Source organism: Caulobacter radicis (assembly GCF_003094615.1).
GTDB lineage: Bacteria > Pseudomonadota > Alphaproteobacteria > Caulobacterales > Caulobacteraceae > Caulobacter > Caulobacter radicis.
Genome location: NZ_QDKO01000016.1, coordinates 1 through 13046 on the forward strand (window position 1 = coordinate 1; position 13046 = coordinate 13046).

Below are 13046 nucleotides of genomic sequence, written 5' to 3' on the forward strand. Positions count from 1 at the left end.
GCCAGCGTGATCGTGATCGCGGCCGTCAGCGTCGTCTTGCCATGGTCAACGTGACCGATGGTGCCGATGTTGCAGTGCGGCTTATTACGTTCGAACTTTTCCTTGGCCATCGTCTCTACCTTCGCGCCGGCGGCTGGTTGCTTACGGATAACGTCTTGGGGGAGCTGGAGCGGGTAGCGGGAATCGAACCCGCATCCTCAGCTTGGAAGGCTGCTGCACTACCATTGTGCTATACCCGCCCTCGATAGCTAGAACTGGGCCTAGCTAAAACTGGCAGCGGGGTCGCGATCGGCTCCCGTCTCTTGGCTCGGGGGCCTTCAGCCCTCCTTCCGGTGTTCATCGCGCGTGGTGGGGGAAGAAGGACTCGAACCTTCGAAGCTTTCGCAGCGGATTTACAGTCCGCCCCCTTTGCCGCTCGGGACATTCCCCCACGGCGCGATGTGAACTACCGGAAGAGGCGGCCATATCTTCGATCTTCGCGGCCGTGTCAAACGGCTACTGTGGATCGAGGAACAAAAGCTCTTTGAGCAGGAACGGACTGTGCTTAAGCACCGCCGGACCGGCTCGCGGAACCTCGTGGCCCCCAAATCGGAGCGCGTCTTATAGTGTCCTCTCATTCTGAACGCAACGACCGTAGAAGGCCAAAAGCGCCAGAACGTGAAATTCGCTCCAAGCCACAGAAAAACAAGGCCTTTTCCAAGCCGTCCGGCGACGAGAAGGAGTGGATCTGGGGGAATCACGCGGTCGAAGCAGCGCTTTCGAACCCCGCCAGGCCCCCTGCGAAGCGCCTTTTGGTCACCCCGGACCGGGCCAAGCGACTCGCGCCGAATCTGCAGCGCCACCCCGCCTTGCAGATCCTCGAGCCCGGCGACATCGCCAGGCTTCTACCCCAGGGCGCCGTGCACCAGGGAATCGCCATGAAGGTGAGCGAGCCCGAACCGCTGTCGCTGGCCGAACTGGGCACGCCGGCCCAGGGCGTCATCGTCATGCTCGACCAGATCACCGACCCGCAGAACGTCGGCGCCATCTTCCGCTCGGCCGCCGCCTTCGGCGTGAAGGGCGCGGTGCTGCAGGATCGCCACGCCCCCGCCCTCTCGGGCGTGCTGGCCAAGACCGCCGTCGGCGCGGTCGACAAAGTGCCCTACGCGCGCGTGGTCAATCTTTCGCGGGCTCTGGAGGAGCTGGCGGAACTGGGCTGGCGGGCCGTGGCCCTGGCCGGCGAGGCGCAACAGAGCCTGGAAGAGGTGCTGGACGGCGGTCCGACCGTGCTGGTGCTGGGCTCGGAAGGCGAAGGCGTGCGCCGGCTGGTGGCCGAGCACTGCGACGCGATGGGAAAAATCCCCATGCCCGGCGGCTTCGAGAGCCTGAACGTGTCCGCCGCGGCGGCGATCGCGCTCTATGAAACGTCACGAGTTCGCGCCACGGGGGAAATCGGTTCGTGAATCCCGATTAACCGTTTTGATTTCGTCGCAACGACGTGTTTTCCTCGCGGACGAGTACCTCCGCGAGCTTTGCTCGCGGAGGATTTGAAGCATGGGATCGGGGGACCCGATGTTGCAGGTGAAGTTCCGGACGGCGGCCATGGCCTCGTCCGCCGTTGTCGTGCTGGCGCTGGCGGGGTGCGGCGCCAAGCAACCGGCTGATACGTCGTCGGCTCTGAACGAGCCGGCGCCGCCGCCGCCCGTCGAGAAGTCCGAACTGCTGGGCGCGCCGCCCGCCAGGGCCGAGGCTCCGCCGGCCGACGGCCTGCTGGGCGGTCCGATCGCCCAGCCCGAGCGCGTGATCGTCAGCGGCAGCGACAAAGGCCTGAAGACCTGGCGCCGGGCCGACGGCACGCTGGTCACCGCCATGCGCCCGATCGCCAACCCGCGCGAGGCCAAGCCGGCGGCGCGTCCGCACGCCAGGCCCCACCACCCCCGTCCAGCCCAGGTCGCCGCCGCGCGCCCCGCGCCGGTCGCGGCCAAGCCGGCTCCGATCGCAGCCAAGCCCGCCGTGGTCGCCGCCAAGCCGGCTCCGGCTCCGGTGAAGGCCGCGCCCGTCGCGCCGGCGCCCAAGACCGTCGCCCAGGCCCCGGTCCTGAAGCCGGTCGCCCCGCCCGCCAAGCCGGCGCAGCTGGCCAAGGCCCCGACTACGGTCGTGGCCCCGGCCGCGCCCGCCGCCGCCAAGCTGCCGCCCAAGGTCGAGAAGCTGCAGGCCGCCGTCGCCCCCGCCGCCACCAGCGGCGCGGTGCTGGCCACGGCCGAAAGCCTGAAGACCGGCAAGGAAGGCCAGGTCACCCTGTCGCTGCCCGCCACCCTGGGCGACATGATCAAGCAGCAGGCCGCCAAGCTGGGCATCGGCAAGCCGGCCAAGAAGGTCAGCGCCTATGCCGACCTGGAAGGCCAGGGCTACGAGATCACTCCGAACGGCCGCCAGACCGCGACCGTCAAGCCGGGCGAGCCGACCACCTTCGCCTGGCAGGTCAAGCCGACGCCGGACGCCAAGGGCCAGCTCTCCACCTCGTTCGGCGCCTCGCTGGACGGCGCAAAGCCCGCCCAGCCGTTCTCGCTGGGCTCGATCAGCAAGCAGGTCGCCGCCGCGCCGGCCAAGGCCAAGGAAGCGGTCGCCGGCTTCAAGCTGCCCGCCTTCCTGGACGCGCAGTACGAGGTTCCGGGAATCGGCAAGGTTCCGGGCAAGTCGCTGCTGGGCGCGGGCCTGGTCCTGCTGGCCCTGATCATCCTGGTCGCGATCTCGCGCAACGCCGCCAAGGCCAAGGAACGGGCCGAGCGTCGCCGCAAGTTCCGCACCCTCACCGACTACGGCCGCAACGAGCCGGAGTTCGACACGCCCAAGTCGCAGGACGTGGCCTATGTGAACCCGATGGTGGCCGCCGCCGGCGGCGCGATCGCCGGGGCCGCGGCCACGGCGATGTTCAACCACCACCAGGAAACCAAGGCCGAGCAGGCCGCCGCCCAGGCGACCGAGCACGAGCCCTTCCCCGCCCCGGCCGACGACAGCCCGCAGGTGCAGCACGTCAGCGAGCAGGCCCATGTCGAGCCGGCCGCCGAACCGGTGATTCACGCCGAGCCGGCCGGCGAGGAAACCCGTCGCGAGCCCGAGCCGGTCCACTAGGACCGGAGACCTCGAACCCTTTCAGCGGCGCGTCCCGGACCGGGGCGCGCCGCTTTCGTTTCCGGCCCGCTTTCACGCCCTTGCCAGGGCGCGCGGCCTGCCTCATTGAGACCGCATGCTCGAAACGCTCTTCACGCCCGACGGCCCCGCCGCCGCCTTTCTCCAGGTCCTGATGATCGACCTCGTCCTGGCCGGCGACAACGCCGTGGCCGTGGGCCTGGCGGCCGGCGGCCTGCCGGTGAAGGACCGCAAGAAGGTCATCCTCTACGGACTGGGCGCGGCCGTGGTGCTGCGCATCGGCTTCGCGCTGATCACCACCTGGCTGCTGGGCGTGGTGGGCCTGCTGCTGGCCGGCGGCCTGCTGCTGCTGTGGGTGTGCTGGAAGATGTGGCGCGAGCTGCGCGACCAGGCCCAGCACGACGAGGCCGACGCCGCCGCCGTGCTCGACAGCGACCCGACCACCGAGCCACGCGCCAAGCCGGCCAAGAGCTTCAAGAGCGCCTTCCTGCAGGTGCTGATCGCCGACGTCTCGATGTCGCTGGACAACGTGCTGGCCGTGGCCGGCGCGGCCCGCGAGCACCCGGGCATCCTCGTGTTCGGCCTGCTGCTGTCGATCGCCCTGATGGGCCTGGCCGCCAACGCCATCGCCAAGCTGCTGCACAAGCACCGCTGGATCGGCTTCGTGGGCCTGGCCATCGTGCTGTACGTCGCCCTGCACATGATCTGGGAAGGCCACCGCAGCGTGGTCATGGACCTGCACAAGACCGAGCAATACAACGCCGCCGCGCCGAGCGTCATCGACATCAAGCCCGACGAAGTGACCCAGCACGAGAAGCATCGCTAGGCCCATGGCGAAGATCTGGACCCCGAAGACCTATCTGCGCCTGGCCGCCCTCAGCGGCTTCGTCTCGGTGGCCGTCGGGGCCTTCGCCGCCCACGGCGTGCACGAGGCCCGCCCGGCCGAGCTGCTGAAGACCGGCGCCCTCTACGAGATGACCCACGCCCTGGCGGTGTTCGCCGCCTTCGCCGTGGCCCGAGCCACGGGACGCTCGCGCGGGCTGGCCGCCGGCCTCTTCCTGCTGGGGACCCTGGTGTTCTCGGGCACGCTGTACGCCATGGCCTTCGGCGGCCCGCGCATCCTCGGCGCGATCACCCCGATCGGCGGCGTCGCCTTCCTGGCCGGCTGGCTGGCCCTGGCCTGGAGCGCCGGCAAGGTCGCCGACAAGGCCTAGCCACGCTTGCAAAGGCGCGGATAGATCATTCTAAGCTGCATGAAGCGACACGACTCCACTCAAGGGAGGACAGGCTTCATGCGACCGATCCGGACATTCCAGGGCTGCGCGGCCGTGCTGCTGGCCTCGACCACGCTGGCGACCCAGGCCTGCTCGCAGGCCCGGCCCGACTTCCAGCCCTACGACCAGGGCCGCTTCATCCCCTTCACGCCCAGGGCGGCCGGACAGGCGCCGTTCGACGGGCCGCCGACCGTGTCGCTGCGACTGGACGGACCGCTGGGCGCCTATGAGCCGCCGCCGGTGGTGATGGACACCGGCTCGACCGGCGTGGTGATCTCAGCCGCCGACCTGCCCGGCTGGTCTCCCGACAAGGCCAAGGCCTATCCGCGCGGCTGGGAGTTCCTGAGCAGCAGCAAGCGGCTGTGGGTCGGCCACTGGATCCCGACCAGCGTCGCCTTCGTCGATGCGGGCGGCGCCGAGCTGGCCCGGGCCCAGGTTCCGATCCTGGTGGTCGACATCGAGCACAAATGCCCCGGCTACGACGTGAAGACCTCGCCGGGGACCTGCGCCGCGCCCAAGGCCACGATCAACATGCCCAAGGGCATCGCCTATATGGGCGTCGGCTTCGGGCGCGAGGGCAACGGCCAGACGCAAGGCACGCCGCAGAAGAACCCGCTGCTGAACCTTGCCGCCATCGACAGCCGGCCGATCGCGGCAGGAACCTATCGCCGGGGCTATGTGGTCACCCGCGACGGGGTGCATGTGGGCCTGACCCCGGCCAACACCGGCGGCTTCCGGTTCGTGAAGCTGGGCCAGCAGGGCCCCAACGGACCGCTGGACTGGCCGCAGGCGCCGATGCAGGTGGCCGCCGGCGGCCTGCCCGCCCAGCCCGGCGCGCTGCTGATCGATACCGGCATCCCGACCATGTATCTGGGCGTGGCCGATCCGGCCGCCCTGCAGACGCGGACGCAGACCAATAACAACGACAAGGCCCAGTCGACGGTGCTGGCGGACGGCCAGACGGTGACCATCACCGTGCCGACCCAGCCGGTCACGACCCTGGCCTTCACGACGGGCCAGGGCGACGCCGTCGCCCCCACCCAGGTGCTGGTCAACTCGCCGATGCCGACGGCGTTCGTGAACACCGGCCGGCACGCGCTGCGCCGCGTCGACGTCTTGTTCGACGCCGACGGCGGCTGGTTCGGGCTGAGGCCGACGGCGCCTTAGGCGGCCGCGATAGCTGTTAGCCGCCCCCTAGCCGTCATCCCGGCCGGAGGTTCGCGTAGCGGACCGAAGAGCCGGGACCCAGGGGCGGCCGGCAATGCTTCAGCCGTCGCCGGGTGGAGGATCCATATGCAGAGCCCAGTCCCCTGGGTCCCGGCTCTCCGCATCGCTACGGCCGGGATGACGACGGGTTTGGAGGCTCGTTCTATATTCGCCGATCAGGCCGAAGCCGCCGCCTTCTTCGGCACGGCCAGCAGGAAGATCGCCAGGCTGGAACCGACCAGGCAGGCGAACATCACGATCGCCACCGGGCGCGGGGTGCCGTCGTGCAGCAGGCCGCCAGCCCAGGCGGCCACGGCGCCGGCGCCGAACGAGGTTCCGCCCATCAGGGCCGAGATCGAGCCGGCCCGTCGCGGATCGACGCTGAGCGCGCCGGCCATGGTGTTGCCCGACATCAGGCCGTAGGTCGACAGCGCCAGGAACAGCACCGGCAGCACGGTCCACTCGCCGCCAAGGCCGGTCCAGGCAAAGAAGCTCAGCACCAGGGCCAGGGTCGTGGAGGCGAGGCTGGCGCGGGTCAGGACCTCGTCGGGCTTGAACCGGCGCAGCAGCAGGCGGTTGACCTGGCTGGCGCCGATGATGCCCACGGCGTTCGCCGCGAAGACGATGTTGAAGACCAGCGGCGAGTGGCCGTAGGTGCCCATCACCAGGTCGGGCGAGGTCGAGATGTAGGTGAACAGCACCGAGCCGTTCAGCGCCCCGGCGATACCGTAGCCCAGGAGGCGCTTTTCGCGCAGCAGCAAGGCGAAGGCGCGCAGCGGGTTCTCGGCCCGGGCCTGGGCGGCGGTCTCTTCCGAGCGCGACTCCTTCAGACCCAGCAGCACCCAAAGGCCGATGGCCAGGCCGAACAGCGCCATCACCCCGAACACCGCCCGCCAGCCGGCCAGGGCGAAGATCAGCCCGCCCAGCTGCGGCGCCAGCACGGGCGCCAAGCCCATGATCAGGGTCATCAGCGACAGCACCCGGGCCGTCTCGGCATGGTCGAAGCGGTCGCGCACGACCGCGCGGGCCACCACCGCCCCGGCGCAGCCGCCCAGGGCCTGGACGAAACGGGCGCCCAGCAACACCTCGATGTTGGGCGCCAGGGCGCAGGTCACCGAGGCGACGGTGTAGATGACCACACCCAGCAGGATCGGCGCGCGACGGCCCAGGCGGTCGGACGCCGGGCCGTAAAGGAACTGGCCGATGGCCATGCCGGCGAAGAAGGTCGCCAGGGTCAGCTGCACCTGCTCGGGACCCGCCTTCAGCGTCTGGCCGATGGCCGGGAAGCTGGACAGGTACATGTCGATCGACATCGGCGCGAAGGCCGTCAGCGCCCCCAACAGCAGGACGAGCCGCCAGGGCGTGGCGGAGGGGGAAGCGGGAGCGGCGGAAGTCATGGGCGCCTTCTACTCCCGTCCGCCGCGACGGGAACCCTTTATCGCTTGCCCGGTCGATCACCGCCCCGCAATCTGACCGCTGATAACATAACAAGGGAGACGCCGATGGCCGCCGCGCAGACCTGGCCGCAGCCGCAGTTCGCCGACATCAACGGCTTGCGGATGGCCTATTACGAGGCCGGACCGCGCCAGGGCGTTCCCATCGTCTTCTCCCACGGCTTTCCCGAGCTGGCCTGGTCATGGCGACATCAGGTCGCAGCCCTTGCGCAGGCCGGTTACTGGGTGATCGCCCCCGACCAGCGCGGCTATGGCCTGACCGACAAGCCCGCCGCGGTCACCGATTACGACATGGAGCACCTGACCGGCGACCTGGTCGCCCTGCTCGACCACCTGGGCGTGGAGAAGGCGATCTTCTGCGGCCATGACTGGGGCGGCATCGTCGTCTGGGCCATGCCGCTGCTGCATCCGGACCGCGTGGCCGGGATCATCGGGCTGAACACCCCGTTCGTGCCGCGGCTGCCGATCGATCCCATCGAGATGTTCAAGGCCGCCTACGGGCCGGACATGTACATCGTGCACTTCCAGACGCCCGGCGCGGCCGACGCCCTGTTCGCCCAGGACGTGGACAAGACCATGCGCTTCTTCATGCGCCTGCCCGGCGACAGCGTGGTGGGCTTCTCGTCGCGCCCGGCCGAGCGCCGCTCGCTGGCCCTGCAACTGGCGCTAGAGCACTACGACCCGGCGGCCGACGACAAGCAGTTCCTCAGCGACGAGGAGCGGGCGGTCTATGTGGAGGCGTTCGAGAACGGCGGCTTCACCGGGCCGATCAACTGGTACCGCAACTTCACCCGCAACTGGGAGCGTTCAGAACCCCTGCCCCGCCGCATCGACGGCATCCCCTGCCTGATGATCATGGCCGAGCACGACGTGGTGCTGCCGCCCTCGCTCGCCGACCGCATGGGCGACCAGATCGACGACCTGGAGAAGGTGCTGGTCGAGGGCAGCGGCCACTGGACCCAGCAGGAGAAGCCCGAGGCCGTGAACGCGGCGATCATCGACTGGCTGGGGCGGCGGTTTGCGAAGGGGTGAGGCGTCCGATCACATTGGGCGTCGGGGCGAAAACCTCGTCCTTCGACAAGCTCAGGATGAGGTTTTTCCAGCGATCGGGCCTGTAAATGGTCCTCACCCTGAGCTTGTCGAAGGGCGAGGACCACTCAGGGCGGCTGAAGACCGCCTCGGCCTAGACGTCCGAACGCCGCCTCCATTCCAGCCTACAAACAGCCCTGATGGAAGTTGCGGGGCGGCAAGCGCTAGAACCTAGCCCGCAGCCCCACGCGCGCCGCCCGGCCCGCCATCGGCGCCCGGTAGCGCAGGAACGAGTTGTGGGCCCGGGCCTCCTCGTCGAGCAGGTTGGTGGCGTCGACGAAGGCCTCCCACTTGGCGCCGCGCGCTTCGAAGGCGTAGGCGGCATGGGCGTCGACCAGGGTGTAGGCCGCGGTCGGAGCCTCGTTCTTGGCGACGCGGTCCTGCTTCTCATAATGGACGGCGCCCAGGCTGGCGCTCCAGACGCCCCGTGACCACGAGACGTCACCGCCGAACCGCGAGACCGGCATGCGCGGCAGGTAGTCGCCGTCGAGGTTGCGGCGGAAGTATTCCTTGTCCCAGTCGGCCGTGGTCTTGGACGAGGTGAAGGGGCTGTAGCCGTCCGGCAGGGTGTAGCGCGGCTTGCTGCGCACCCGGTCGACGAAGCCGCCGATCACGATGTCGCCGGCCGCCGTGCCGCGGAAGGCGACCGAGCCCTCGATCTCCAGGCCCTCGATCCGGGTGTCGCCCTGGCGCCATTCGCGCACCGGCAGGGTGCGCGAGACGCCGGTGTTCCCCAGATAGAGATAGTTGTCGTAGTCGGTGCGATAGGCCGCCGCCGTCAGGCGGTAGCGGCCGCGCTGGAAGCCCGCGCCGAGCTCGGTGGTCTTGGCCCGCTCGACCTTCAGGCGGGAGTCGCCCTGCTCCTCGGTGAGGATGCCGAAGTGGTCGCCGTTGGCGTAGAGCTCGATCAGCGACGGGGCGCGTTCAGTCTCATCGTAGCGCGCCTCCACGAACAGGCCCTTCAGCACGTCGTAGCGCACCGATCCCGACAGGTCGGTGGTCGAGTAGTCGCGGTCCTTGGCCAGTGAGCCGAGGCCGCGCCCGGGGCGGATGGTGGCCTCGTCGACGTCGTAGCGCGTGCGGCCCGCGCGGGCGCCGGCCTTCACGGTCAGGGCGCGCCAGGCGAACTGCTCGGCCCAGTAGATGGCGTCCTCGCGGGTGGCGACCGACGGCAGATAGGCCTTGGCGCCGTCGGTGAAGAGGTCGCGCTGGCTGGCCTGCACGCCGACGAGGCCCGTAAAGCCCGCGAACGGCTTGTGCGTCACGTCGATGCGCAGGTCGTCGGCCTCGGTGCGCAGGCGGGTGTGGGCCACTCCGTCGATGACCTCGCGGTCGTCGCCCTCGGTGCGGGCCAGGGCGAAGTCGATGCGCGCCACGCCCAGGGCGTCGGGCGTCAGGCCGCCCTTGACGTCGAAGCGGGTCGAGCGGACCTGAAGGCCGATCGGCGACGGCTGGGGATGGCTGGAGGTGATGTAGGCGAAGCCCGGCACGCCGTAGTCGCTGACATAGCGCTGCACAGACGCACCGAAATAGCCGTCGGTGGTGATCCGGCTACCGCCCAGGGTGACGACCTTGGTCGTCAGGCCGCTGTTCGACAGCCGGCCGTCGGCGCCGGGATTGCGGTCGGTGATCACCTGGCGCTCGGGCGGCGTGCCGTCGACCCAAAGGCCGGTGGCCGGGTCGCGCACCCAGGTCGGATTGGACAGACGCACCTGGCACAGGGTCTGGACGTAGGTGCTGGACACCAGGGATTTCCAGGTGCGGCAGGCCGCGTCCTTGGAGCCGGACGGAATGCGCAGGTCGGGAACGTCGCGATAGAGGGCGTCGACATGCCAGGCCCACTCGCCCTGGCCGCCGTCCAGCCGGGCCATGGCGGCCGAACCGGTGTTGTAGCCGCCGCTGATCTCGGCCCGGCCCGAGAAGGCTTGGCCGGGTGCACGGGTCGGGATGCGACCGTCGCTCACGTCGACCGCGCCGCCGATGGCCTGGCCGCCGTTTAGCACCGAGGCCGGCCCCTTGGAGACGACGATGCGGTCGGCCAGGAACGGCTCGATGGGCGCGGCGTGGTCACCCGACAGGGTCGAGGTGTCGCGCGACGGCATGCCGTTGACCAGCAGCGCCACGCGCGGGCCCGACTGGCCGCGGATCTCGGGACGGCCGGCGGCGGGGCCGAAGGCGCTGTTCTGCACGCCCGGAGTCTTGGCCAGGGTCTCGCCCAGGCTGGCGGCGCGCACGCGGGCCAGCGCCTCGCCCGCCAAAACCGAACGCGAGGCGGTCAGGACAGGGCCAAGCTCGTCCTGGGCGCTCTCGACCAGCACGGGCCGCACGGCGGTGGGCGCCGCGCCGCCCTCCTCCGCATGGGCGGGAACGGCCGCGAGCGGCAGGAGCGAGGCGAAGGCGAGCAGAAATCTACGCAAGGGGGCACGCTGTCCGGGAAGGAAATGGCAGGGAAACGCGACGGCTCGCCTGAGCCGATCCGCGTTGCGCATTTCCGTTATGTTATATTGTAACGATTCTCAAGCAGAGCTTCGGATCGCACGCACGGGGGCTGACAACGGCCACGCTGCGCTCTAGCGTCCGCGCCATGATCCGTCCCTCGCTCATGGCCCTCTCGGCCTGTCTCGCCCTGGCCTCCCCCGTGATGGCCGAAAAACTCACCCCCGAGCGCCTGTTCTCCGACCCGGACATCAACGGGCCGACCGCCAAGGGCGTGGCGCTGTCGCCGGACGGCAAGCGGGTGACCTATCTGAAGGCCAAGCCCGAGGCCGCCAACGTGCAGGACCTGTGGGCGGTGGACGTCAAAGGCGGCGAGCCCTACCGGCTGATCGACGCCAACGCCCTGTCGTCGGGCGACAAGGCGCTGTCGGAGGCCGAGCTGGCCCGTCGCGAGCGCGCCCGGGTGCTGGCCCGCGGCGTCGTCGAATACAGCTGGGACAGCGAGGGCCGCTTCGTGCTCGTGCCGTTGGACGGCGATCTCTATGTCGACAGCGTCGCCGACGGCAAAGTGACCCGCCTGACGGAGACCCCGGGCGACGAGGTCGACGCCAAGGTCTCGCCCAAGGGCAAGTTCGTCTCCTATGTGCGCGACCAGAACCTCTATGTCCGCCCGCTGGCCGGCGGCGAGGAGACGGCGGTGACCGCCGAGGGCAAGGGCGCCCTGTCGTTCGGCGTGGCCGAGTTCATCGCCCAGGAGGAGATGGACCGCGACACCGGCTACTGGTGGTCGCCCGACGAGCGCCTGATCGCCTATACCCGCGTCGACGAGAGCGGCGTCGACATCGTGCCGCGCGCCGACATCGGCCCGGCGGGCGCGACCGTGATCGACCAGCGCTATCCGCGCGCCGGCCGCCCGAACGCCATCGTCGACCTGTTCGTCAAGGACCTGGCCTCGGGCAAGGTGGTGCAGATCGACCTGGGCGCCGACAAGGACATCTACCTGGCCCGCGTGGCCTGGTCGAAGGACGGCAAGACCCTCTACGTCCAGCGCCAGAGCCGCGACCAGAAGACCCTCGACCTGATCGCCTTCAACCCGGCCAGCGGCCAGGGCAAAACGATCCTGACCGAGACCGACCCGCACTGGGTGGAGCTGCACGACGACTTCCGCCCGCTGAAGGACGGCAGCTTCCTGTGGTCGTCGGAGAAGTCGGGCGCCAAGCACCTCTATCACTACGCCGCCGACGGCAAGCTGCTGGCGCAGGTGACCAAGGGCGACTGGCCGGTCGACAAGATCGAGGCCGTGGACGAGGTCGACGAAAAGCGCGGCCTGGTGTTCTTCAGCGCCTCGATCGACACGCCGATCGAGCGCCGGCTCTATTCGGTGTCGTACACCAAGCCCGGCGCGCCCAAGGCCATGACCCCGGCCGGCGGCTGGTGGACCACGAAGGTCGCCGCCACCGGCGCCTTCGTCGGCTCGTACTCGGATCCGAAGACCCCGCCGCAGACCGCGCTCTACGACCCGGCCGGCAAGCGCGTGCGCTGGATCGAGGAGAACAGGCTCGACGCCGCCCACCCCTACGCGCCCTACGCCGCCGACCATCTAGTTCCGGAGTTCGGCGTGCTGAAGGCCGCCGACGGCCAGGCGCTGCACTACTCGCTGCTGAAGCCGGCCAACTTCGACGCCAGCAAGAAGTATCCGGTGATCGTCTCGGTCTATGGCGGCCCGCACGCCCAGCGCGTGACCAAGGCCTGGAACGTCAGCGACGAGGCCTTCGCCAACGCCGGCTACGTGGTGTTCAAGCTCGACAACCGCGGCTCGTCCAACCGCTCGACGGCGTTCAAGACGGCCCTGGACCGCCGCATGGGCACGGTCGAGGTCGAGGACCAGTTCGTCGGCGCGGCCTTCCTCAAGACCCTGCCTTACGTCGACGCCGATCGCCTGGGCGTGATGGGCTGGTCATACGGCGGCTTCATGACCCTGATGATGCTGTCCGCCGAGGGCACGCCCTTCAAGGCCGGCGTCGCAGGCGCGCCGCCGACCGAGTGGGGCCTCTACGACACCCACTACACCGAACAGTTCATGGGCAAGCCCGACGAGAACAAGGCCGGCTACGCAGCCTCGGACTTCCTGAACCGCGTCGACAAGCTCAAGCCCGGCAGCCTGATGCTGATCCACGGCATGGCCGACGACAACGTGATCTTCGAGAACAGCACCCGCGTGCTGGCGGCCTTGCAGAAGAAGGGGGTCGCCTTCGAGACCATGCTGTATCCGGGCGAGCGCCACAGCGTCATCCGCAGCCGGTCCAAGGGCCTGCACGTGATGAAGACGCATCTCGACTTCTTCGACCGCAAGCTCAAGGGCCAATGATCGGGGGCGAGTGATCGGGAAATAGCGCCAGTACGAAATCCTCACCCTTCGACAGGCTCAGGGTGAGGATTTCTACTGCGACGCCGGACT

10 protein-coding genes, 2 tRNA genes and 1 pseudogene are annotated in these 13046 nt (G+C 69.5%); 7 read left to right on the plus strand and 6 right to left on the minus strand.

Annotated features, from left to right (window positions below; all coding sequences use genetic code 11):
* From DDF62_RS09765 to DDF62_RS09775, 3 genes are all read right to left on the minus strand, one after another.
* The coding region (locus DDF62_RS09765; protein ID WP_133149236.1) for a GTP-binding protein at nt 1-110 on the minus strand (110 nt) is incomplete at its 3' end.
* 55 nt (nt 111-165) lie between these two features.
* Nucleotides 166-239 (minus strand) — tRNA-Gly (locus tag DDF62_RS09770).
* A gap of 107 nt (nt 240-346) precedes the next feature.
* A tRNA-Tyr gene (locus tag DDF62_RS09775) sits at nt 347-430 on the minus strand.
* A 175-nt stretch (nt 431-605) separates the two neighbouring features.
* On the opposite strand from DDF62_RS09775, the gene rlmB reads away from it, so the two are divergent.
* The 5 genes from rlmB to DDF62_RS09800 all read left to right on the plus strand — a co-directional run bounded on the left by rlmB (nt 606) and on the right by DDF62_RS09800 (nt 5570).
* Nucleotides 606-1442, plus strand: coding sequence for a 23S rRNA (guanosine(2251)-2'-O)-methyltransferase RlmB (gene rlmB, locus DDF62_RS09780; protein ID WP_116488944.1), 837 nt, complete (start codon nt 606-608; stop codon nt 1440-1442).
* A gap of 91 nt (nt 1443-1533) precedes the next feature.
* Nucleotides 1534-3111 carry a stalk-specific protein StpX gene (gene stpX / locus DDF62_RS09785; RefSeq protein ID WP_133244908.1) on the plus strand — a complete coding sequence of 526 codons (1578 nt, stop codon included), beginning with the start codon at nt 1534-1536 and terminating at the stop codon, nt 3109-3111.
* A gap of 115 nt (nt 3112-3226) precedes the next feature.
* Nucleotides 3227-3955 (plus strand): TerC family protein, encoded by a 729-nt coding sequence (locus tag DDF62_RS09790; RefSeq protein ID WP_116488946.1) that lies wholly within the window; start codon nt 3227-3229, stop codon nt 3953-3955.
* A 4-nt stretch (nt 3956-3959) separates the two neighbouring features.
* Nucleotides 3960-4343 carry a DUF423 domain-containing protein gene (locus DDF62_RS09795; protein ID WP_116488947.1) on the plus strand — a complete coding sequence of 128 codons (384 nt, stop codon included), beginning with the start codon at nt 3960-3962 and terminating at the stop codon, nt 4341-4343.
* A 78-nt stretch (nt 4344-4421) separates the two neighbouring features.
* Entirely contained in the window at nt 4422-5570 is a 1149-nt protein-coding gene (locus DDF62_RS09800; protein WP_116488948.1) for a hypothetical protein, read from the plus strand.
* A 215-nt stretch (nt 5571-5785) separates the two neighbouring features.
* Here DDF62_RS09800 and DDF62_RS09805 read toward each other — a convergent pair whose 3' ends face one another.
* Entirely contained in the window at nt 5786-7006 is a 1221-nt protein-coding gene (locus tag DDF62_RS09805) for a multidrug effflux MFS transporter (protein ID WP_116488949.1), read from the minus strand.
* A gap of 105 nt (nt 7007-7111) precedes the next feature.
* Here DDF62_RS09805 and DDF62_RS09810 point away from each other — a divergent pair, with 105 nt between their 5' ends.
* Nucleotides 7112-8095 carry an alpha/beta fold hydrolase gene (locus DDF62_RS09810; RefSeq protein WP_116488950.1) on the plus strand — a complete coding sequence of 328 codons (984 nt, stop codon included), beginning with the start codon at nt 7112-7114 and terminating at the stop codon, nt 8093-8095.
* A 29-nt stretch (nt 8096-8124) separates the two neighbouring features.
* On the opposite strand, the pseudogene DDF62_RS26140 reads toward DDF62_RS09810, so the two are convergent.
* Nucleotides 8125-8220: pseudogene (locus tag DDF62_RS26140) on the minus strand (hypothetical protein); the annotation flags it as partial.
* Between the two features lie 96 nt (nt 8221-8316).
* On the minus strand, nt 8317-10569 hold the full coding sequence (locus DDF62_RS09815; RefSeq protein WP_165832218.1) for a TonB-dependent receptor: 2253 nt from the start codon (nt 10567-10569) through the stop codon (nt 8317-8319).
* A gap of 167 nt (nt 10570-10736) precedes the next feature.
* Here DDF62_RS09815 and DDF62_RS09820 point away from each other — a divergent pair, with 167 nt between their 5' ends.
* The gene (locus DDF62_RS09820; RefSeq protein ID WP_116488952.1) at nt 10737-12956 is read left to right on the plus strand and encodes a S9 family peptidase; all 2220 of its coding nucleotides are present in this window, start codon (nt 10737-10739) and stop codon (nt 12954-12956) included.
* Nucleotides 12957-13046: the final 90 nt, after the last annotated feature.

Coding starts and splice junctions, on each gene's coding strand:
- DDF62_RS09805 (WP_116488949.1), bottom strand. CDS start 7,006: ATGACTTCCGCCGCTCCCGCTTCCCCCTCCGCCACGCCCTGGCGGCTC.
- DDF62_RS09790 (WP_116488946.1), top strand. CDS start 3,227: ATGCTCGAAACGCTCTTCACGCCCGACGGCCCCGCCGCCGCCTTTCTC.
- DDF62_RS09800 (WP_116488948.1), top strand. CDS start 4,422: ATGCGACCGATCCGGACATTCCAGGGCTGCGCGGCCGTGCTGCTGGCC.
- DDF62_RS09795 (WP_116488947.1), top strand. CDS start 3,960: ATGGCGAAGATCTGGACCCCGAAGACCTATCTGCGCCTGGCCGCCCTC.
- DDF62_RS09810 (WP_116488950.1), top strand. CDS start 7,112: ATGGCCGCCGCGCAGACCTGGCCGCAGCCGCAGTTCGCCGACATCAAC.
- stpX (WP_133244908.1), top strand. CDS start 1,534: ATGGGATCGGGGGACCCGATGTTGCAGGTGAAGTTCCGGACGGCGGCC.
- DDF62_RS09820 (WP_116488952.1), top strand. CDS start 10,737: ATGATCCGTCCCTCGCTCATGGCCCTCTCGGCCTGTCTCGCCCTGGCC.